The sequence below is a fragment of the Stenotrophomonas sp. AS012628 genome, from assembly GCF_010608305.1.
GTDB lineage: Bacteria > Pseudomonadota > Gammaproteobacteria > Xanthomonadales > Xanthomonadaceae > Stenotrophomonas > Stenotrophomonas geniculata.
Genome location: NZ_VMBJ01000063.1, coordinates 1 through 20,340, shown reverse-complemented (window position 1 = coordinate 20,340; position 20,340 = coordinate 1). Strand labels below are relative to the sequence as shown.

Annotated in this window: 21 protein-coding genes; 13 read left to right on the top strand and 8 right to left on the bottom strand. The window is 68.0% G+C overall.

Features of this window, described 5'->3' with window-relative positions; all coding sequences use genetic code 11:
* Positions 1-81 precede the first annotated feature (81 nt).
* Both G5A07_RS19815 and G5A07_RS19810 read right to left on the bottom strand, forming a co-directional pair.
* Complete coding sequence (locus G5A07_RS19815; protein WP_191863880.1) at positions 82-1,542, bottom strand: NAD(P)(+) transhydrogenase (Re/Si-specific) subunit beta; 1,461 nt, start codon at positions 1,540-1,542, stop codon at positions 82-84.
* Positions 1,539-1,859 carry an NAD(P) transhydrogenase subunit alpha gene (locus G5A07_RS19810; RefSeq protein WP_019338116.1) on the bottom strand — a complete coding sequence of 107 codons (321 nt, stop codon included), beginning with the start codon at positions 1,857-1,859 and terminating at the stop codon, positions 1,539-1,541. The genes G5A07_RS19815 and G5A07_RS19810 overlap by 4 nt, the downstream gene beginning before the upstream one ends.
* Before the next feature lie 98 nt (positions 1,860-1,957).
* Between G5A07_RS19810 and G5A07_RS19805 the strand changes: the two genes are divergently transcribed.
* The 3 genes from G5A07_RS19805 to G5A07_RS19795 are packed head-to-tail and all read left to right on the top strand — an operon-like array spanning position 1,958 to position 3,330.
* Positions 1,958-2,542 carry an RNA polymerase sigma factor gene (locus G5A07_RS19805; protein ID WP_019338115.1) on the top strand — a complete coding sequence of 195 codons (585 nt, stop codon included), beginning with the start codon at positions 1,958-1,960 and terminating at the stop codon, positions 2,540-2,542.
* A complete protein-coding gene (locus tag G5A07_RS19800; RefSeq protein WP_049408964.1) occupies positions 2,539-2,865 on the top strand; it encodes a hypothetical protein in 327 nt (108 codons plus the stop codon). Before G5A07_RS19805 ends, G5A07_RS19800 begins: the two co-directional genes overlap by 4 nt.
* A 3-nt stretch (positions 2,866-2,868) precedes the next feature.
* On the top strand, positions 2,869-3,330 hold the full coding sequence (locus tag G5A07_RS19795; RefSeq protein ID WP_071306394.1) for a DUF3106 domain-containing protein: 462 nt from the start codon (positions 2,869-2,871) through the stop codon (positions 3,328-3,330).
* An 85-nt stretch (positions 3,331-3,415) separates the two neighbouring features.
* Here the strand turns inward: G5A07_RS19795 and G5A07_RS19790 are convergent, their stop codons facing one another.
* On the bottom strand, positions 3,416-4,495 hold the full coding sequence (locus tag G5A07_RS19790; protein ID WP_019338112.1) for an NAD(P) transhydrogenase subunit alpha: 1,080 nt from the start codon (positions 4,493-4,495) through the stop codon (positions 3,416-3,418).
* Positions 4,496-4,547: 52 nt separating this feature from the next.
* Complete coding sequence (locus tag G5A07_RS19785; RefSeq protein ID WP_049453825.1) at positions 4,548-6,869, bottom strand: DUF1631 domain-containing protein; 2,322 nt, start codon at positions 6,867-6,869, stop codon at positions 4,548-4,550.
* A 331-nt stretch (positions 6,870-7,200) separates the two neighbouring features.
* On the opposite strand from G5A07_RS19785, the gene G5A07_RS19780 reads away from it, so the two are divergent.
* The 4 genes from G5A07_RS19780 to G5A07_RS19765 are packed head-to-tail and all read left to right on the top strand — an operon-like array spanning position 7,201 to position 10,055.
* Complete coding sequence (locus G5A07_RS19780) at positions 7,201-7,782, top strand: nitroreductase (protein ID WP_010481787.1); 582 nt, start codon at positions 7,201-7,203, stop codon at positions 7,780-7,782.
* Positions 7,779-8,714, top strand: coding sequence for a 5'-3' exonuclease H3TH domain-containing protein (locus G5A07_RS19775; protein ID WP_019338109.1), 936 nt, complete (start codon positions 7,779-7,781; stop codon positions 8,712-8,714). Before G5A07_RS19780 ends, G5A07_RS19775 begins: the two co-directional genes overlap by 4 nt.
* The gene (locus tag G5A07_RS19770; protein WP_010481791.1) at positions 8,711-9,265 is read left to right on the top strand and encodes an NUDIX hydrolase; all 555 of its coding nucleotides are present in this window, start codon (positions 8,711-8,713) and stop codon (positions 9,263-9,265) included. Before G5A07_RS19775 ends, G5A07_RS19770 begins: the two co-directional genes overlap by 4 nt.
* A complete protein-coding gene (locus tag G5A07_RS19765) occupies positions 9,258-10,055 on the top strand; it encodes an N-formylglutamate amidohydrolase (protein ID WP_043398128.1) in 798 nt (265 codons plus the stop codon). The genes G5A07_RS19770 and G5A07_RS19765 overlap by 8 nt, the downstream gene beginning before the upstream one ends.
* Before the next feature lie 96 nt (positions 10,056-10,151).
* On the opposite strand, the gene G5A07_RS19760 is transcribed toward G5A07_RS19765, so the two are convergent.
* Complete coding sequence (locus G5A07_RS19760) at positions 10,152-10,823, bottom strand: hypothetical protein (RefSeq protein WP_191863879.1); 672 nt, start codon at positions 10,821-10,823, stop codon at positions 10,152-10,154.
* On the bottom strand, positions 10,820-12,238 hold the full coding sequence (locus G5A07_RS19755; RefSeq protein WP_191863878.1) for an MFS transporter: 1,419 nt from the start codon (positions 12,236-12,238) through the stop codon (positions 10,820-10,822). The genes G5A07_RS19760 and G5A07_RS19755 overlap by 4 nt, the downstream gene beginning before the upstream one ends.
* Positions 12,239-12,344: 106 nt before the next feature.
* On the opposite strand from G5A07_RS19755, the gene G5A07_RS19750 reads away from it, so the two are divergent.
* Positions 12,345-13,229, top strand: coding sequence for a LysR family transcriptional regulator (locus G5A07_RS19750; RefSeq protein WP_191863881.1), 885 nt, complete (start codon positions 12,345-12,347; stop codon positions 13,227-13,229).
* A 71-nt stretch (positions 13,230-13,300) separates the two neighbouring features.
* On the opposite strand, the gene pip is transcribed toward G5A07_RS19750, so the two are convergent.
* Both pip and prmC read right to left on the bottom strand, forming a co-directional pair.
* Positions 13,301-14,242, bottom strand: a complete 942-nt coding sequence (gene pip / locus G5A07_RS19745; protein WP_021203202.1) for a prolyl aminopeptidase — start codon at positions 14,240-14,242, stop codon at positions 13,301-13,303.
* Positions 14,243-14,290: 48 nt separating this feature from the next.
* A complete protein-coding gene (prmC, locus tag G5A07_RS19740) occupies positions 14,291-15,148 on the bottom strand; it encodes a peptide chain release factor N(5)-glutamine methyltransferase (protein WP_191863877.1) in 858 nt (285 codons plus the stop codon).
* Between the two features lie 354 nt (positions 15,149-15,502).
* Here prmC and ahpC point away from each other — a divergent pair, with 354 nt between their 5' ends.
* The 5 genes from ahpC to G5A07_RS19715 form a co-directional block, all read left to right on the top strand.
* Positions 15,503-16,066: an alkyl hydroperoxide reductase subunit C gene (gene ahpC, locus G5A07_RS19735; RefSeq protein ID WP_005408159.1), complete on the top strand. Its 564-nt coding sequence runs from the start codon at positions 15,503-15,505 to the stop codon at positions 16,064-16,066.
* A gap of 225 nt (positions 16,067-16,291) precedes the next feature.
* Entirely contained in the window at positions 16,292-17,884 is a 1,593-nt protein-coding gene (ahpF, locus tag G5A07_RS19730) for an alkyl hydroperoxide reductase subunit F (protein ID WP_191863876.1), read from the top strand.
* Between the two features lie 85 nt (positions 17,885-17,969).
* Complete coding sequence (locus G5A07_RS19725) at positions 17,970-18,932, top strand: LysR substrate-binding domain-containing protein (RefSeq protein WP_010481807.1); 963 nt, start codon at positions 17,970-17,972, stop codon at positions 18,930-18,932.
* Positions 18,933-19,055: 123 nt separating this feature from the next.
* The gene (gene rnk, locus G5A07_RS19720; protein ID WP_005408156.1) at positions 19,056-19,460 is read left to right on the top strand and encodes a nucleoside diphosphate kinase regulator; all 405 of its coding nucleotides are present in this window, start codon (positions 19,056-19,058) and stop codon (positions 19,458-19,460) included.
* A 50-nt stretch (positions 19,461-19,510) separates the two neighbouring features.
* A partial coding sequence (locus G5A07_RS19715) for a transaldolase (RefSeq protein WP_191863875.1) occupies positions 19,511-20,340 on the top strand: 830 nt, incomplete at its 3' end.

Below are 20,340 nucleotides of genomic sequence, written 5' to 3'. Positions count from 1 at the left end.
GGTAGCGCCGGGCCATGCCCGGCGAGCGCAGCGGTCCGCACGAAACGCCGCCGGGCATGGCCCGGCGCTACCGGTACGGCCTCAATGCCCGCCGTCGAGCGCCTTCAGTTCGCTCACCAGCGAGGCTGCCGCTTCCGCACCGTCGCCGTACAGCATGCGGGTGTTGTCGGCGTAGAACAGCGCATTCTCGATGCCGGCAAAGCCGGTGCCCTTGCCACGCTTGATCACCACCACGTTGCGCGCGTTGACCACGTCCAGCACGGGCATGCCGTAGATCGGGCTGGCCGGGTCGGTGCGCGCCACCGGATTGACCACGTCGTTGGCACCGATCACCAGCACCACGTCGGTGTTGGCGAACTCCGGGTTGATGTCGTCCATGTCGGCGATCAGGTCGTAGGGCACGCCCGCCTCGGCCAGCAGTACGTTCATGTGCCCGGGCATGCGCCCCGCCACCGGATGGATCGCGAACTTCACCTTGACCCCACGCTGGCCAAGCCGCTGCGCCAGTTCCCAGATCTTGTGCTGCGCCTGCGCCACGGCCATGCCGTAGCCTGGCACGATCACCACGCGCTCGGCGTAGGCCATCATCGCGGCGACGTCCGATGCTTCAATCGGCTTCTGCGCACCCGAGATCGCCTGCGCTTCCCCGCCGGCACCGCCGCCGAAGTTGGAGAACAACACGTTGCGGATCGGCCGGTTCATCGCCTTGGCCATCAGCCGGGTCAGCAGGATGCCCGCCGCGCCGACCATCATGCCGGCGATGATCAATGCCTCATTGCCCAGCACGTAGCCTTCGAACGACACCGCCAGGCCGGTGAAGGCGTTGTACAGCGAGATCACCACCGGCATGTCGGCGCCGCCGATCGGCAGCGTCATCAGCACGCCCAGCGCCAGTGCCAGCACGAAGAAGGCGACGATCGCCCAGGTGTGGAGCGTGCTCGCGGCGATGATCGCCAGCACCACCACCGCCAGTGCCACCAGCAGGTTCATCACCTGCTGGCCGGGCCAGGTCACGCGCTTGTCCAGGCGCCCATCCAGCTTGGCCCAGGCGATCACCGAGCCGGACAGCGACACCGCACCGATGGCCGCGCCGACCACCGCCAGCAGCAGCACCATGCCCGACGGCTGCCGTGCGGCCAGGTCGGCCAGCGCCTGCGCGCTCCAGTGGCGGGTATCGCGGTTGGCCAGGAAGGCGTAGCGCAGCAGTTCCACTGCACCGATCGCCGCCGCCGAGCCACCGCCCATGCCGTTGTACAGCGCCACCATCTGCGGCATGTCGGTGATGGCAACCTTGCCGGCCGACCACCAGGCCAGGCCGGCGCCGAGCAGCAGCGCCACCAGGATCAGCGGCATGTTGTGCAGTTCGGGCAGGAAGAACGTCGCCACCGTGGCCAGCAGCATGCCCAGCCCGGCCCAGCGGATGCCGCTGCGCGCAGTCAGCGGCGAGGCCATGCGCTGCAGGCCCAGCAGGAACAGCGTGGCGGCGACGAGGTAGCTGGCCTTGACCAGCCAATCGAGCAGTTCGACGGTGCTGATGTTCAAGCCTGCGGCTCCTTCGACTCGTCCTTGCCGCCCTTGGGCGCGCTCGGCTTGAACATTTCCAGCATGCGCGCGGTGACCACGTAGCCACCGGCGGCGTTGCCGGCACCGAGCACCACGGCGAGGAAGCCCAGCGCTTTCTCCAGCGGTGTCTGCGCATGCCCCAGCACCACCATCGCACCGATCAGCACGATGCCGTGGATGAAGTTGGAGCCCGACATCAGCGGGGTATGCAGGATCACCGGCACCCGCGAAATGATCACGTGGCCGGCGATGGCTGCCAGCATGAAGATGTACAGCGCTACGAACCCGTCACTCACTGGCAACGCTCCTGCTCTGTCTTCGTCGTCCCATCATAACCATGGGCTGAACCCGGTGCGCGCCCGGCGTCAACCGAAGCCGCGCTCACGCGTTGTCGATGGTGACCCCGAGCGAGGAACCGTACCCTGTGCTGGTGAGCAGCCCCGTCCCCCCGAGCGCCGAGACCGATGCCCTGCCGGCGTCGCTGGAAGCGTTCCTGGCCAGCGTCGGCCCGCGTGCGTTCCGCTTCGCCGAGGCCGGCCTGCGCCAGCGCGAAGACGCCATGGACGCGGTGCAGGACGCGCTGCTGCGCATGCTGGACTACGCCGACAAGCCGGCGGCCGAATGGGCGCCGCTGTTCTGGAGCATCCTGCGCCGGCGCGTGATCGACGTGCAGCGCCGGCGCCGCTTCCGCCTGCCGTTCTGGCGCGACAACCAGGACGCGGAAGGCGGCGGGATCGATTGGGCCGATCCCGGCCCGGACCCGGCACAGGCGCATGAACAGCGCCAGCAGTACCAGCAGCTGGTGGACGCGTTGCGCCGCCTGCCCGCCCGCCAGCGCGAAGCCTTCACCCTGCGCGTGCTGCAGGACCTGGACGGGGCCACCACCGCCCGCGCCATGGGCTGCAGCGAAGGCGCGGTAAAAACCCATCTGGCACGCGCCCGCCAGGCGCTGCAGGATTACCTGGAGATCCACCCGTGAACCGCTCCCTGCCTTCCGATGACACCCTGCGCAGCCTGCACGCACAGTCGCTGCACGCGCTGTCGCCGGCGACGCTGGCCCGGCTGCGCCAGGCTCGCCACGGCGCCACGGCCGCCCATCGCGGGCGCTGGCGCTGGTGGCTGGCCAGTGCCTGTTCGCTGGTGGTGGCACTGGGTATCGGCCTGCAGTTCAGCGGCCATGGCACGCTGACGGGCTCTGCGCCGGCACCTGTGCTTGCCTCGGTGGAAGACAACAGCGCGCTCTACGACGAAAATCCCGATCTGTACCTGTGGCTGGGCGATACCGACCTGGCGATGGAGTGAACCATGCCCCGATTCAATCTCCTGCCGCTGCTGCTGACCCTGTCGCTGCTGCCGGCCCTCCCGGCACTGGCGCAGAGCGCCGCGCCCGCCCCTGCCGCACGCCCCGCGCCGGCCCCACCGCTGCCGGCTTGGGAACAGCTGAGTGAAGCGCAGCGGGAATCCCTGCTGGCGCCGCTGCGCGACCGCTGGAACAGCGCCGATGCCGGCCAGCGCCAGCGCATGCTCTCGCATGGCCAGCGCTGGCAGTCGATGAGCCCTGAGGAACGCGACAAGGCCCGGCGTGGCCTGCGCCGCTTCGAGCACATGAGCCCGGAACAGCGTGAGCAGGCCCGGGCCCTGTTCGGCCAGATGCGGGATCTGCCGCCCGCGCAGCGCGACGCACTGCGCGAGCGCTGGTCGCAGATGACGCCGGAACAACGCAAGGACTGGGTGCGCGAGAACCCGCCGCCGGCGAAGCCGCGGTAACGCCTCCGCTTCGGTAGCGCCGGGCCATGCCCGGCGGATTTCCGCATACCGCTGCGCTCGCCGGGCATGGCCCGGCGCTACCGACTCACGCCTGCCAGCGCGTCTTCGCCAGCAGCTCGTCGTCCCAGTCGAAACCGAGCTGGCCTTCGCGCACGAACAGCGCGACGAAGTTGAGCAGGTTGCGCGCATACATCTCGCTGGCCTGCGTTGCACCGCGGCTGGCCAGGCCCAGCGGGCCATCGATGGTCACGCCCTGATGCTCGATGCACTGCCCCGGCTGGGTCAGTGCGCAGTTGCCGCCGCTCTCCGCCGCCAGATCCACGATCACGCTGCCGGTGGCCATGCCTTCCACCATTGCGGCAGTCACGATCGTCGGCGCCGGTCGCCCCGGTACCGCAGCGGTGCAGATCACCACATCCACACCACGCAGGTGGTCGGCCAGGCGGCGCTGCTGCTCGGCACGCTCTTCATCGGTCAGCGCGCGCGCGTAACCGCCCTCGCCCGCCGCGCTCACCCCGAGGTCGAGAAAGCGCGCGCCCAGCGACTGGATCTGCTCGCGGGTTTCCGGGCGCACGTCGAAGCCTTCCACCTGCGCACCAAGACGCCGGGCAGTGGCAATGGCCTGCAGGCCCGCCACGCCCGCACCGATCACCAGCACCTTGGCCGGTCGCACGGTGCCGGCAGCAGTGGTCAGCATCGGGAAGAAACGGGGCGCGCGTTCGGCCGCGATCAGCGCCGCCTTGTAGCCGGCCATGCCGGCCTGCGAACTGAGCACGTCCATCGCCTGCGCGCGGGTGGTGCGCGGCAGCTGCTGCAGCGGGAACAGTTGCAGGCGGTCGCCAGCGGCCAATGCCGCAAGCGCCGGATCACTGGCCGGGGCCAGCAGGCCAACCACGCTGGCAGCGGGCTTGAGCTGCTCCAGGACCAACGCCGGCGGCGCCTGCACGCACAACAGGATATCGATCTCACCCCAACGGCCCGCGTCGAACACACGTGCGCCGGCATCGTCATAGGCCGCATCGGTGAAGCCTGCGGCCAAGCCGGCGCCAGCCTCGTACCAGACGGTAATGCCGAGGGCACCGAGCTTGCGCGCGGTTTCCGGCGTCAACGCCACGCGCCGTTCGCCCGGCGCGGTCTCCTTGATCCCCAGCAACGCCACGGCCATGCAGGTCCCCGCTGATCGGTGAGTTTTCCCGATCCTAGCAGGCAGCCACCGCTCAGTGCAGGGTGGCGCTGCCCGGGTCCAGCCGATCGATCACACCCTGCATCGCGCTGTCGAAGGCGCCATCGTCGACGTGGGCGCGCAGCCGGCCCAGCCGCACCATCACCGCCAGTTCCTCCGGCGAGGCCACGCAGAAGCGCACGCCGCGGCGGTTGACGAACAGCAGGCGCGAGGAGATCGGGCTGACCCAGGACAGCTTGCCGGCCTGCACCTTGCCGTCCTTGTCGACGAAGTCCAGCCAGTTGCCGATTTCCATGCGGCGGAAGCGGTCGGCGTCGGCGTTGTCGAAGTCGTCGGCGTCGATCTGCCCGCCCAGCTCGACCGCGGGCGATTCAGCCACCGGCGGCGCCGGCAAGGCAACCTGCGGCAGTTCCGGCAGCGCGCGCTGCAGTTCCGGGCGCGATTCAGCAATGCCCTGCAGGGTGTCATGCAAGGCGTCGATGGCACCGGTGGCGGCATCGCCGTGCACGCCGACACTGGCAAATACCTTGGCCAGCACCGGCTGCCAGGCCTGCAGCCACGGCTTGCCGACGATCTGGCGGCGGGCCTCGGCCACTTCCTCCAGCAGGCCGTCAGCCAGGCTCAGTGCCTCGGCCACCGACGCGCCCTCCTCGCCCTCGCGCAGCAGCGCCAGGGTCAGGTGGTGCTGCCACGGCTGGCGCAGGAACTCGGCGATGGCTGGCGGCAGGGTGGCATCGCCGATGCGGCGGTCCAGTTCGGCACCGGCACGGCTGCGGGCCATTTCCAGCTTTTCCTGGCCGCGCTGCGTTTCGGCGGCGCGACGCTCGGCGATTTCCACGCGGCGGCGATGCTGCACGAGGAACTCGCGGAATTCTTCTTCCAGGGTCAGGAAGATCGCCAGGTTCTCGTTGAACTCGGCCACCAGCCGTTCGATGATCTCCTCGACCTTGGCCATCAGCATGCGCTCGGCCTGGCTTTCGCCGGTATTGCCTTCGCAGGCTTCGGCCAGCGAGTTGAGCAGCTTGCGTGCCGGGTGGGTCTTCTGCACGAACATGCGGCGGTCGAGCATCGCCACCTTGACGAAGGGCACCACCAGGCGGCCGATCAACTCGCGTGAGCGGCCTTCCAGCTCGCGTTCGTCCAGCATCACGTCGAACAGCATGCCGACCAGATCAATCGCATCCTCGTCCTGCGGGTCCAGCCGGGTCTGGCCGGGATCGACGCCAAGCCGGGTGGCGCTGGACAGCACTTCACTCTTCAATCGCTGCGCCAACGATTCGCCGTCCTCGCCGATGGCCGCACGCAGCGTCGCACTGGGCGTGGCCTGCAGCAGCGACAGCACCGACATCATCTCGCGCTGGCTCAACGGGCGGTGCTGGCCAACCGCGACCTGCGCGGCCGAGGTGGCGTCCTCGCGAACGTGGCGGGTCTGCTGCAGCAGCTCATGCAGGGCCTCCAGCAACATCCCCTGCTGGCCGGCATACGCCTCGCCGCTGCCGGCATCCTCGCCCCCGAGGTGCTGCTGCATGTGGCCACGGCGCTCGGACCAGCGCGCGGCGAACCGCTGCGCCCAGGCCGGCGCGGCCTGTTCATCATCGCTGAATTCGGATTCGAAGCCCGCCGCGTGGCGCGGCTCGACCAGATCGTCCGCCCCCGGCGCCATGCGCGGGTCGGGCGCGGCCGACAGCGGACGCCGCGGCGCCCCCATCTGCGACATCACGCCAGCGGCGGCCAGCTGCTCGTCCAGCTTCTCGTAGATGCGGCCCACCGGCGCGCGCAGGTCGCGTTCGCACAGCTTGATCAGCACCAGGTGCACTTCCGGCGCCAGCTCGCAGCCGGCAAAGGCCTCATGGATGGCCACACCCAGGTGCTCGGGGCTGACCGGATTGTGGTCGGCATCCAGCTCGGCGCCGCCGATCAAGCGGCCCAGGCGCCGGTCCAGCCGCGCCAGCACCGGCTTGAAGTCGCGCAGCAGCACGGTGGCGAAATTGCGCACCGCCAGCCTCGACTCCAGTACATGTTCAGCCAGCAGGCTCAGGCCATCCTCGGCCGGTCCGGACAGGGTGGCTTCGGCCGACAGCGGCTCGCCACTGGCCAGTGCATCCCAGGCCCGCTGCAGGTGGCCGGCAAAGGCGGCGGCGATGTCCTCACGGCGGCGGCGCAGCTCGCGCATCGCATCCAGGAACAGCAGCTGCGACGAGCCTGCATTGCCGGCCCGGTCGAACAGTGCATCGTCGAAACGCGCCAGTGCGGCCCCGAAAGCCTGGCACAGCGCCGGCAGGACCATGTCCCGGGCACGCTGAAGCTGGACCGGGTCACGGCCCGGCGACCCCATCGGAGTGGGCGCGCTCATCATTCGGGAAGGCTCCCCACCTTCTCTGATACGACAGACAGCATGGACATCGCGACGACCGGCACACCCCATGTACCGGTACGTCGATGGTAGGTCGGCCAGCCCGTCACGGACAGTGAAACAGTCCTCACTTCAAACCTCATGACCGGCGGCCCGGCAAGATAGATATCGTAAGCCGTGCGAGGCCCACGAGGCGAGAGGAAGCGGTCGTCCCTTTCCCGCCAGTGGCATGATGTTCATCACAGTTTGATATTCAGGGGCGAGACGCGACACAGACGGCGTCATTGACCACCCCGACTATAATCAAACACCCGTGATGACCGGTTCAGATTCCATGCCCGACCCCGCTGCCCTGCTTGCCCTGGATGCCCGCCGCTCGGTGCCCTCGCGGCAACTGGGCGAGCCCGGACCGGATCCGGCCACCCTGCAGCGCATGCTGGCCTCGGCCGTGCGCGTGCCCGACCACGGCAAGCGCGTACCGTTCCGCTTCCTGAAGATCGCCGGCGATGCACGTCACACTCTGGGCGACTTCCTGGCCGAGCGCAGCCGCCAGCGCGACCCGCATGCCGGTGAGGCGGTATTCGAAAAGGACCGCCAGCGTTTCAGCCATGCGCCGCTGGTGATCGTGGTGGTGGCCAGTCCGCGTCCGGACCCGAAAGTGCCCGAACAGGAACAGCTGATGACCGCCGGCTGCGTCTGCTTCGCCCTGCTGCAGGCCGCGCAGGCGCTGGGCTTCGGTGCGCAGTGGCTGACCGCATGGATGGCCTTCGACCCGGCCGTGCAGGCCTATCTGGGGCTGTCCGAGGGCGAAGGCATCGCCGGTTTCATCCATATCGGCACGCCGAAGGCCGCCGTCCCCGAACGCGAGCGCCCCGATCCGGCGGCCCTGCTGCGTGACTGGACGCCGCCGGCATGAGCCTGCCGGCAGCGCCGCCCTCGCTGTACCTGGTCGACGCCAGCATCTACGTGTTCCGCGCCTGGCACTCGCTGCCGGACCAGTTCCAGGACGCGCAGGGCTGGCCGACCAACGCGGTGCACGGCTTCGCCCGCTTCCTGCTGGACCTGCTCGAGCGCGAGCGCCCGCGGCACATCGCCATCGCCTTCGACGAAGCACTGGACAGTGGCTTCCGCCACCGCCTGTATCCGGCCTACAAGGCCAACCGCGACCCGGCGCCGGAGGCGCTCAAGCGCCAGTTCGTGCACTGCAAGGCGCTGTGCGCGGCGTTGGGCCTTGCAGTGCTGGCCCACCACGAATACGAGGCCGATGACCTGATCGGCAGCGCGCTGCACGTCCACCGTGGCAGCCACCGCGGGGTGATCATTTCCGCCGACAAGGACCTCTCGCAGCTGCTGCTGGATCACGACGAGCAGTGGGACTACGCCCGCAACCAGCGCTGGGACGTGGCCGGAGTTAAGGCGCGGCACGGCGTGCACGCCCACCAGATTGCCGACTACCTGGCACTGTGCGGCGATGCGGTGGACAACATTCCCGGCGTCAGTGGTGTCGGCAGCAAGTCCGCCGCCGTGCTGCTGGCCCATTTCGGCAGCATGGATGCGCTGTACGAACGCCTGGACGAAGTGCCGTTCCTGCGCCTGCGCGGTGCCGCGCAGATGGCCGTGCGCCTGCGCGAACAGCGCGAGCACGCCCTGCTCTGGCGCCAGCTGACCACCATCGCGCTGGACGCACCTCTGGAAGGCAGCCAGCCCGGCCTGCTGCGCCAGGCGGCCGACCCGGAGCTGCTCGGTGGCCTGTGCCAGGCCCTGCGCTTCGGCCCGATGACCCGCCGTCGGCTGTTCGATGCCGCCGGCGTACCCGACATTCTTCCCACCCACAGCGAGCCCGCATGAGCCAGCGCAACACCGAAGCCCCGCGTGTCGTCTATGAAGGCAAGTACCAGCGCATGCTGGTGCGCGGCACCTGGGAGTACAGCGAACGCACCCATGCCGGCGGCCTGGCAGCGATCATCATCGCCGTCACCCCCGAGGACAAAGTGCTGTTCGTCGAGCAGTTCCGCGTGCCGCTGCAGGCCCCCACCATCGAGATGCCGGCCGGCCTGGTCGGCGACATCCACGCCGGCGAATCAATCGAAGTTTCGGCCGTTCGCGAGCTGGAAGAAGAAACCGGCTGGACCGCCGACCACGCCGAAGTGCTGATGATCGGCCCGACATCTTCCGGCGCCAGCAGCGAGAAGATCGCCTTCGTGCGCGCTACCGGCCTGCGCCGGATCGGCGAAGGCGGCGGCGATGACAGCGAGGACATCACCGTGCACGAGATTCCGCGCAGTGAGGCTGCGGCCTGGCTGGTACAGAAGATGGGCGAAGGCTACGAGCTGGATGCCAAGCTCTGGGCCGGGCTGTGGATGATCGAGCACCACCTGGACGGACGCCCGCGTGGCTGACGCCGACCTGCATGCGCTGCCGGCGCTGCTGGGCGCCGACGACCCGGCGATCTACACCCTCCACCGGCCGCAGGGCGCCTCACCGTACCTGCTGCTGGCCGACCACGCCGGCCAGCAGGTGCCGCGAGCATTGGAAGGCCTTGGCCTGGCGCAGGCCGAGTTGGACCGCCATATCGGCTGGGACATCGGCATTGCCGGCACCACCCGCGCACTGGCCGAACGGCTGGACGCCTGGGCGATCGAACAGACCTATTCGCGCCTGCTGATCGACTGCAACCGTCCGCTGGCCTCGCCGACGCTGATTCCGGAAGTGAGCGACCACACCGTGGTGCCGGGCAATGCCGGGTTGTCGGCGGCGCAGCGGCAGCAGCGTATCGATGCGATCCATGCGCCCTACCATGCGCGCATCGACGCCGAGCTTGATGCACGCCGTGATGCCGGCCGCCCCACGCTGCTGGTGATGATGCACAGCTTCACTCCGGCGATGAACGGCATGCAGCGGCCGTGGCATGCCGGCGTGCTGTACCACCAGGACACGCGTTTTGCCCATGCGCTGCTGCAGGCACTGCGCGACGAGGGCGACCTGGTGGTGGGTGACAATGAGCCGTATTCGGTCAGCAGTACCAGTGACTATGCGGTGCCGGTGCATGGCGAAGGCCGTGGCCTGGTGCACGTGGAGCTGGAGATCCGCCAGGACCTGATTGCCGACGTGGCCGGGCAGCAGGCGTGGGCGGAGCGGCTGGCGCGGATCTTCAGCGCATTGCAGCCGCAGTTGCTGGCGTTTGGTTGAACGTCATCCACCCGACCGAAGCTCGGTAGCGCCGGGCCACGCCCGGCGAGCCGCATCGCGGCGGCGCAACGGAATGCCGCCGGGCATGGCCCGGCGCTACCGCAGCGTAGGCGCGTCCATCCACGGGAACGGTTTGAAACCCTGCACCTGCAGCGTCGCGCCGATGACATCGAAGTCATCCTTGATCGCCTGCGCGCGGCGACGATCCAGCGCTTTACCCAGCACCAGCGGCAACGCGCGGCAACGCGCCAATGCATCGCCCACCGGAATCTCCAGAAGGCGCGCCACGCGCTGCGCCGCCGCTTTGATCTGCGCCTCCGGGCACGCGTTCAATGCCATATCGAAGGACGCGAAGATGCCTGTGCCCACACCCGCCGCGCGCGCAGCCACCTGTTCCGCAGCTTCCGCTTCGCCCAGGGCCTCGTCGATACCCTCGACCTGCTGGAACGCGTCGTACTCGGCGTAGTATGCCAGCGCCTGTGCGTAGTCCCGCAGCGACGACAGCGGGCGTTGCCGCTTCTGCACGTCGAGCACATCCGCAAACGTCGCAGGTTCCAGAAACGTGCCCAGGCCCAGCGCGCGCGCTTCAGCCGGGACCTCGCTGTCCTCATCGAAGGCGGCATCCTCATCGGGTGGCAACCAGAAGCGCGCCTGCAGCAGATCGCCCTCGGTGGCGTGCACCCAACCGAAGGAACCGTACACCTCATCATCATCGTTGCAGGCGGCGAAGGCATGCAGGGTCTGTCGCAGGTCCAGCAGTTCGATCATGCGTCGGTGCTCAGGCAGGCGGTCGCTGCCGAGTCTACCGGCGCCGGGCGCAGGCCCAGCGCGATCACCACGCCGAGCGCGGCGAACAGCGCGGCGCCGTACTGTGCATTGACCATGCCCTGCAGGGCATCGGGACTGGTTGCTGCCTGCGTGCCGCGCGCGGCGTTGGCGATCATCACCAGTACCGCCAATCCCAAGGCGCCGCCGATCTGCTGGGCGGTGGCCGCCATGCCGGACGCGACACCTTGCTGCGGTCCCGGCACACCCTGCCCGGCCACGATCCACATCGCCGTCCAGCTCATGCCCTGGCCGATGCTGAGCACCACGATGCCCGGCAGCAGCGGCCAGTAGCCGGCGCCATGCGGCATTGCCAGCGCCACCGTGGCGATGCCGATGGCACCGGCGGCGAAGCCCCGGGCCAGCACCTGCCGTGGCGAACGGCGCCGCAGCATGCGTTCGGCAATACGGATGCCGAAGGTGCACACCAGCGTCGGCAGCAGGAACGCCATGCCAGCCTGCAGCGGGCTCCAGCCATAGCCATCCTGGAAGTACAGCGCCAGGAAGTAGTACTGCACGCCGTAGCTGCTCATGAAGGCAAAGGTCAGGCCCAGTGCCGCGCGCAGGCCGGGCAGGCGCAGCAGCGAAAACTGCATCAGCGGATCACGGCTGCGCTTCTCGATCCGCACGAACACGGTCAGCAGTACCGCTGAAAGCAGCAGGCAGATGAGCGTGGCCGGCGCCGTCCAGCCCCACTCCGGCCCTTGCACCAGGGTGGTGACCAGCAGGCTGCCGCCAGCGGTGACGGTGAGGCAGCCGGCCAAGTCGAAGGAGCGCCCCTGCACCCATGGGCCATCGGCCGGCAACCACGCACCGGCAGCGACCGCACATGCGGTGGCCAGCGGCACGATTACCGCCAGCACCGCCGGCCAGCCGAACGCCTGGGTCAGCACGCCACCGAGCAGCGTGCCCAACGCCAGGCCCACCGCGCTGGCCATGCTCCAGATCGCCAGCGCGCGGTTGCGCACCGGGCCTTCGGCGTACAGCGTGTTGATCAATGCCAGCGTGGCCGGGAACAGCAGCGCCGCACCGACGCCCTGTGCGGCACGCGCAATGATCAGCAGGGTGGCATTCGGCGCCAGCGCACCGAGCAACGACGCCAGTGCGAACAGCAGCATGCCCAGCCGGTAGAAACGGCGGCGGCCGATCAGGTCGGCGGCGCGGCCACCCAGCAGCAGGCTGCCGCCGAAGGCGACGGTGTAGGCACTGACCACCCATTGCAACTGCTGCGCGTTGATCTGCAACGCGCGGCCCATGTCGTGCAGGGCGACGAAGATGATGGTGGCGTCCAGGGCGATGATCAGCTGCGCGGTGGCCAACAGGGTCAGCGCCCGGCGCGGGTATTTGAGGGGAGGCATCGGCGGGTTGGAGCGGTGGGGGGAGCGCAGTCTCATTGATGCGGACAACTCAATAAACCCCCTGCCACCCATATCTGTCATGATTTTCAGCATGAATGGAGCCTCGATGGACCTCAATGCGGTGCGCATGCTGGTGCAGGTCGCCGAAGCACGCAGCTTCACGGTGGCCGCCGGCCAGCTCGGCCTGAGCCAGTCCGGCCTGTCCCGCGCGATCGGCCGGCTGGAGGCCACGCTGGGGGTGAAGCTGCTGCAGCGGAATACCCGCAACGTGGCGCTGACCCCGGATGGCCGCCAGTTCGTGGAACAGGTGGCCCCCCTGCTGGCCGGCCTGGACGATGCCGAGCGGCAACTGGCCGACCGCCCATGCACGCCTTCGGGCACGTTGAAGATCAGCGCGCCGTCGATGTTTGGCCGCAAGGTGCTGGTGCCGATGCTGGCGCCGTTGCTGCAACAGCATCCGCAGTTGCAGGTGGAAGCGGTGCTCAGCGACCGCCTTGTCGATCTGGTTGAAGAAGGTTTCGATGCCGCGCTGCGCACCGGCGTTATCGCCGACCAGCGCATCGTCGCGCGGCCCTTGCGGCCGCTGCGCTGGGTGACGGTGGCCAGCCCCGCCTATCTGGCCCGCTGTGGCGCACCGGGCGATGTAGCCGCGCTGCAGGATCACGCCTGCCTGGCGGTGCGCAACCTGCGCAGTGGCCGGCTGGTGGACTGGCAGTTCCTGCAGGACGGGCAACTGCGTGAGGTCACGCCACCGACGCGGATGGTGTTCGACAGCGGCGATCCGCTGGTGGAAGCGGCCATCGCCGGTATCGGCATCGTGCAGGTGATGGATTTCGCGGTGGCCGATGCGTTGGCCGACGGCCGCCTGCAGCGCGTGCTGCAGCCCTTCGAGGGCCGCAGCCGCGAACTGTCGTTGATCTACCCGCCGTCGCGCCAGCATTCGCCGAAGCTGCAGGTACTGGCCGACGCGTTGTTGGCCGGGGACTGGTAGCGCCGGCCGCTGGCCGGCGTCTGCGCGATCCAACCCTTTCCCGGTTGCCGGCCAGCGGCCGGCACTACCGATCAGGCAAAGCTATCGGTGGCGCGTACCAGCGCATCCACGTTCTCGGCTTCGAACGCCGAATGACCCGAGGCCGGGGTGATTTCCAGCTTCGCCTTCGGCCATACCTTGGTCAGGTCCCAGGCGTTGGCCAGCGGGCAGACCACGTCGTAGCGGCCGTGCACGATCACGCCCGGAATATCGGCAATGCGGTGTGCGTCGCGCAGCAGCTGGTCTTCCACCTCGAAGAAGCCGCCGTTGACGAAGTAGTGGTTCTCGATGCGGGCAAACGCCAGCGCGAAATGCGGGTCTTCGTGGCTGTTGATGAAGTCATCATCGACATGCAGGAAGCTGGTCGCGCCTTCCCACACCGCCCACGCCTTGGCCGCTTCCAGGCGGGTGGTTTCGTCGTCGCTGGTCAGGCGGCGGTGGAAGGCCGAGATCAGGTCATGACGTTCCACCGGCGGAATCGGCTTGAGGTAATGCTCCCACGCATCCGGGAACAGACGGTTGGCGCCTTCCTGGTAGAACCACTCCAGTTCCCAGCGACGCAGCATGAAGATGCCGCGCAGGACCAGTTCGGTCACGCGCTGCGGATGGGTCTCGGCATAAGCCAGGGCCAGGGTCGAACCCCAGCTGCCACCGAACACCTGCCAGCGATCGACCTTGAGGTGTTCGCGCAGCTTCTCGATATCGGCAACGAGGTCCCAGGTGGTGTTGTCCACCAGGTCCGCGTGCGGGGTGGAACGGCCGGCACCGCGCTGGTCGAACAGGATGATGCGGTACTTGGACGGGTCGTGGAACTGGCGCATCTTGTCGCTGCAGCCGCCGCCCGGGCCACCGTGCAGCATCACCACCGGCTTGCCGTCCGGGTTGCCGCACTGTTCGAAGTACAGGGTGTGGCGATCGTCGACCTTCAGGGTGCCGACGTCGTAGGGGGTGATGGCGGGGTACAGCGTACGCATGCGTGCAGCTCCAGGGTGATGCCCTGCCGGGGCAGGAGAACCTCCATTCTAGGCCGGACGCCGGCCCAGGGTGATGCGGTCGCGCTGCTCCAGGTCCTGCACGGTCTGCACCTCGACAAAACCCGCCGCGTCGAACAGCGCGCGGATCGCCTCGCCCTGGTCCCAACCGTGCTCGATCAGCAGCCAACCATCAGGCAGCAGGTGGGCCTGGCCACCGTCGACGATGCGGCGGATGTCATCCAGGCCATCCGGACCCGAGGCCAGCGCGGTGGCCGGTTCGAAGCGCAGGTCACCCTGTTCCAGGTGCGGGTCGTCGCTGGCGATGTACGGTGGGTTGCTGGCAATCAGGTCGAAACGCGCGCCCTGCAGCGGCGCATACCAGTCGTGCCCGCCCTCGGCGAAGCGCACGTTGCGCAGTTCATGGCGCGCGGCGTTGCGCCTGGCCACGGCCAGCGCGCCCAGGCTGGCATCGGTGGCCAGCACCTGCGCCTGCGGCCGCTCGCTGGCCAGCGCCAAGGCGATCGCACCGCTGCCGGTGCCGAGGTCGGCCACCTGCAGGTCGCGATTGGCCGGCAGGCGCTCGAGCGCCAGTTCCACCAGCAGCTCGGTTTCCGGGCGCGGAATCAGCGTGGCCGGGTCGACCTCCAGGTCCAGCGTCCAGAAACCGCGGCGGCCGGTCAGGTAGGCCACCGGCTCACCGGCCACGCGGCGGGCCAGCAGTGCTTCGAAGGTGGCCTGTTCGGCAGCGGCCAGCGGATCGGTGGCATGGGCGAACAGCCAGCTACGCGGGCGCTCCAGTACGTACAGCAGCAGCAGTTCGGCCTCGTGGCGGGCGTCGATGCCGCCCAGGCGGGCGCTGGCCTCGGCCACGATCTGGCGCAGGGTGGGTTCGGTTCGGGAAGACATGCCTCAATTGTAGAGCCGAGCCCATGCTCGGCTACTTCTGGAACAGCCGAGCGTAGGCTCGGCTCTACAGGTCCACCGTCGAGCATGGCTCGACGCTACAAAAAGCTGGAATCCGTTCAGGTTTCGCCAGAGGACATAAGGAGGGGCTATCAGCCCTCTCCACACATCCCGGGCGATTTTCCTTGTCACACAAGCAGTTGCAGGATGGGAGCGGCATGGTTCAGTGCTGGCTCATGGCACTTTGATAGACTCCATCTATCAAATAGATGCAATCAATGGATTGTTCTTATCGCGAGCGAATCGGTAGCCTAGCTCCTGTCGATTCACCCACTCCCCTTCACCAGAGGAAAAACGATGTCCCTGATCAACACCCAGATCCAGCCGTTCGAAGCCAACGCTTACCACAATGGCGAGTTCATCAAGGTTTCCGACGCCAGCCTGAAGGGCCAGTGGTCCGTCCTGATCTTCATGCCGGCCGCCTTCACCTTCAACTGCCCGACCGAGATCGAGGACGCGGCTGACCATTACGCCGAGTTCAAGAAGGCCGGCGCCGAGGTCTACATCGTCACCACCGACACCCACTTCTCGCACAAGGTGTGGCACGAAACCTCGCCGGCCGTCGGCAAGGCCCAGTTCCCGCTGGTCGGCGACCCGACCCACCAGCTCACCAATGCCTTCGGCGTGCACATTCCGGAAGAAGGCCTGGCCCTGCGCGGCACCTTCATCATCAACCCGGAAGGCGTGATCAAGACCCTGGAGATCCACTCCAACGAGATCGCCCGTGACGTGTCCGAGACCCTGCGCAAGCTGAAGGCTGCCCAGTTCACCGCCGCCAACCCGAACCAGGTCTGCCCGGCCAAGTGGAAGGAAGGCGAGAAGACCCTGACCCCGTCGCTGGACCTGGTCGGCAAGATCTAACGCAGTACCGGCCTGCCGTGGCCCCACGCCACGGCGCGCCTTTCATCCCCGTGCCGGTCCCCCCGCCGGCGTGGGGGTGAACCCAAGACAGCCAACGCGCGCCAGCCTTGGCCAACCAGCCCCTTCCACGGTCGCTGTCTTGGGTTCACCCCTACCCCCTGCTGGTCCGCTACCTTCTACAGCGGTGCCACGCCCCCTGTTTGCCTGAAGCCAGGAGATGACCCGATGTTGGACGCCAACCTGCAGTCGCAGCTGAAGACCTATCTGGAGCGCGTGACCCGCCCGATCCAGATCACCGCGCACGCCGACGACGGCGCCAAGTCGCAGGAAATGCTGGAACTGCTGCAGACCCTGGAAAGCCTGTCGGACAAGATCTCGCTGCAGGTGCTGCGTGACGGCCAGGGCCGCGTGCCGTCCTTCGACCTGGGCACCCCGGGCCAGGACATCCACCTGACCTTCGCCGGCCTGCCGATGGGCCACGAGTTCACCTCGCTGGTGCTGGCGCTGTTGCAGGTGGGCGGCCACCCCTCCAAGGCCACTGCCGAGCTGATCGAGCAAGTGCAGAACCTGGAAGGCGAGTACAAGTTTGAAACCTACTTCTCGCTGTCCTGCCAGAACTGCCCGGACGTGGTGCAGGCGCTGAACCTGGCCGCCGTGCTCAACCCGCGCATCCAGCACGTGGCCATCGATGGTGCCCTGTTCCAGGACGAAGTCGAGAAGCGCGAGATCATGTCGGTGCCGACCGTGTACCTCAACGGTGAAGTCTTCGACCAGGGCCGCATGACCCTCGAGCAGATCGTGGCCAAGCTGGACACCAACGCCAGCAAGCGCGATGCCGAGAAAATCGCCGCCAAGGACGCCTTCGACGTGCTGGTGGTGGGCGGTGGCCCGGCTGGTGCGGCAGCAGCGATCTACGCCGCACGCAAGGGCATCCGCACCGGCATCGCCGCCGAGCGTTTCGGTGGCCAGGTGCTGGACACCATGGCGATCGAGAACTTCATTTCGGTGAAGGAGACCGAAGGCCCGAAGCTGGCCACGGCGCTGGAACAGCACGTGCGCGAGTACGAGGTGGACATCATGAACCTGCAGCGCGCCAGCGCGCTGGTGCCGGCCGGTGAAGACGGCCTGGTGCAGGTGCAGCTGGAGAACGGCGCGGTGCTGAAGTCGCGTTCGGTGATCCTGTCCACCGGCGCACGCTGGCGGCAGATGAACGTGCCGGGCGAGGACCAGTACCGCAACAAGGGCGTGGCCTACTGCCCGCATTGCGATGGCCCGCTGTTCAAGGGCAAGCGCGTGGCAGTGATCGGCGGCGGCAACTCCGGCGTGGAAGCGGCCATCGATCTGGCCGGCATCGTGTCGCATGTGACCCTGCTGGAATTCGATTCCAGCCTGCGCGCCGATGAAGTACTGCAGAAGAAGCTGCGCAGCCTGGCCAACGTCACCGTGCTGACCAGCGCGCAGACCACCGAGGTGCTGGGCGACGGCAGCCGTGTCACCGGCCTGGTCTACAAGGACCGCGTCGGCGGCGACGCCCACCGCGTCGAGCTGGAAGGCATCTTCGTGCAGATCGGCCTGCTGCCCAACACCGAGTGGCTGAAGGACACCGTGGCGCTGTCGCCGCGTGGCGAGGTCGTCATCGACGACCGCGGCCAGACCAACCTGCCGGGTGTGTTCGCTGCTGGCGATTGCACGACGGTACCCTACAAGCAGATCATCATCGCCATGGGCGCCGGTTCGACCGCCGCACTGAGCGCGTTCGACCACCTGATCCGCTCGTCGGTGAGCAGCAGCAGCGGTGCCGTTGCTGAAGCGGCCTGATCCACCGTTCCCAGATCACCGGGAACATTGTCTGCCTGTCGGGTAACCACGCCGTCAGCCGGTCCGTTACCCCTGGGGTGTAAGGATGAACCTACGTGATCTGAAGTACCTGGTAGCCCTGGCCGACCACAAGCATTTCGGCCGGGCTGCCGCCTCCTGCTTCGTCAGCCAGCCAACGCTGTCCACGCAGATCCGCAAGCTGGAAGAAGAGCTGGGCCTGCCGCTGGTGGAACGCGCACCGCGCAAGGTGATGCTGACCCCGGCCGGCCAGGAGGCTGCCGCGCGGGCGCGGGTGATCGTGTCCGAAGTGGAACAGCTGAAGGAAGCGGCGCGACGCAGCCGCGACCCGGAAGCCGGTACGGTGCGCCTGGGGATCTTCCCGACCCTGGGCCCGTACCTGCTGCCGCATGTGATCCCGCGCATCCGCGATCGCTTCCCGGAGCTGGAACTGCTGCTGGTCGAGGAAAAGAGCGATGTGCTGCTCGACCGCCTGCGCGAAGGCAAACTCGATGCTGCGCTGCTGGCCCTGCCGGTGATCGACGACCAGCTGCACGCCGAGTTCCTGTTCGAAGAACCGTTCCTGCTGGCTGTTTCCGGGCGCCACCCGCTGGCCCGTCGCGAACACCTGGACGTGCAGGAACTGGCCACGCAGAAGCTGCTGCTGCTGGAAGACGGGCATTGCCTGCGCGACCAGGCACTGGAAGTCTGCCGCCTGTTCGGCGCCAACGAGAAGTCCGAGTTCCGCGCCACCAGCCTGGAGACGCTGCGGCAGATGGTTGCCGCCGACGTCGGCATCACCCTGCTGCCGAGCCTGTCGGTGCAACCGCCGGTCCCGCGCTCGAACAACATCCGCCTGCTCGATTTCACCGGCGAAGGCCGTCCCAGCCGCCGCATCGCCATGATCTGGCGCCGCAGCTCGGCCATGAACGACTTCCTGATGGAGCTGGCCGACCAGTTCAAGCGCCTGCCGCAGGCGCTGTTCACCCTGGAGGCGGTCAACACCGCCGGCGACACTGCCGCCCTGCCCGGCCCCGCGCTGAACGGCTGAGCCCCCGCAGTACCGGCCTGGAATCGGCAGGAGTCGATTCCGGCCGCATTTGTCCCCACAATACAGACAGGCGGCGCCAGCAGGTGCCGCCTTTTGCATGGCTTTCAACCAAGGAGCTTCACCATGAGTACCGCCAGCGGCCTGCCGCCGTCGATCACCGTTTCCACCTTCGACATGGACCGCCTGGACGCCATGCTCGAATCCCCTGCGCTGAGCCAGACGCCTGCCGCGCTCGCGCTTGCTGAAGAACTCAACCGTGCCACCGTGCTGGCACCGGACCAGATTCCCGAAGGCATCGTCATGATGCATTCGCGCGTGGAGTGCGAAGATGAAGTCTCGGGCGAGAAGCACGTCCTGACCCTGGTCTTCCCCCGCGAAGCCAACGTCGATGAAGGCAAGGTTTCCGTGCTGGCCCCGGTCGGCAGTGCCCTGCTCGGCCTTTCGATCGGCCAGAGCATCGACTGGAACGCGCCCGGCGGCCGCAAGCTGCGCCTGCGCGTGACCGCGGTCCACAACGACCGCCCCTGATTACCGCTGCGCACCGCGCGCGATTCGATCCCCCTGCACCAGGAGCCGTAATGAGTACCCCGTCCAAACTGTCCCAGCTGCGCGAACTGTCCGTGGTCGTTGCCGATACCGGTGACTACGACGCCATCAAGCGCCTGCAGCCGGTGGACTGCACCACCAACCCGACCCTGGTGAAGAAGGCGCTGGACCTGCCGGTCTACGCCGAGCTGATCGAACGCGAACTGGCCTGGGGCCGCCAGCAGAGTGGCGACCGCGAAGCCGTGGTGCATGCCGTGGCCGACCGCCTGACCATCGGCGTCGGCGCGCTGCTGAGCACGCTGGTGCCGGGCCGCGTGTCCACCGAAGTGGATGCCGACCAGGCTTACGACACCGCCGCCACCGTGGCCAAGGCCCGCCAGTTCATCCAGATGTACGCTGATGCAGACGTGCCGCGCGAGAAGATCCTGATCAAGATCGCCGCGACCTGGGAAGGCGTGGAAGCCGCGCGCATCCTGCAGGCCGAGGGTATCGACTGCAACCTGACCCTGATCTTCAACCCGACCCAGGCGCTGGCCTGCAGCGAAGCCGGCGCGTTCCTGATCTCGCCGTTCGTCGGCCGCATCCTCGATTGGTACGTGGCCAACGGCCAGACCCCGGCCAGCATCGACGAAGACCCGGGCGTGAAGTTCGTGCGTGGCGTGTATGCCGAATTCAAGCGTCGCGGTTCGTCGACGGTGGTGATGGGTGCCTCCTTCCGTTCGACCGCGCAGATCGAAGCGCTGGCCGGCTGCGACCGCCTGACGATTTCGCCGGACCTGCTGGAGAAGCTGGACGCCGACCACGGCGAGCTGCCGCGCAAGCTGGTGGCCGGTGCCGCCGACACCCTGGAGAAGCTGGACGC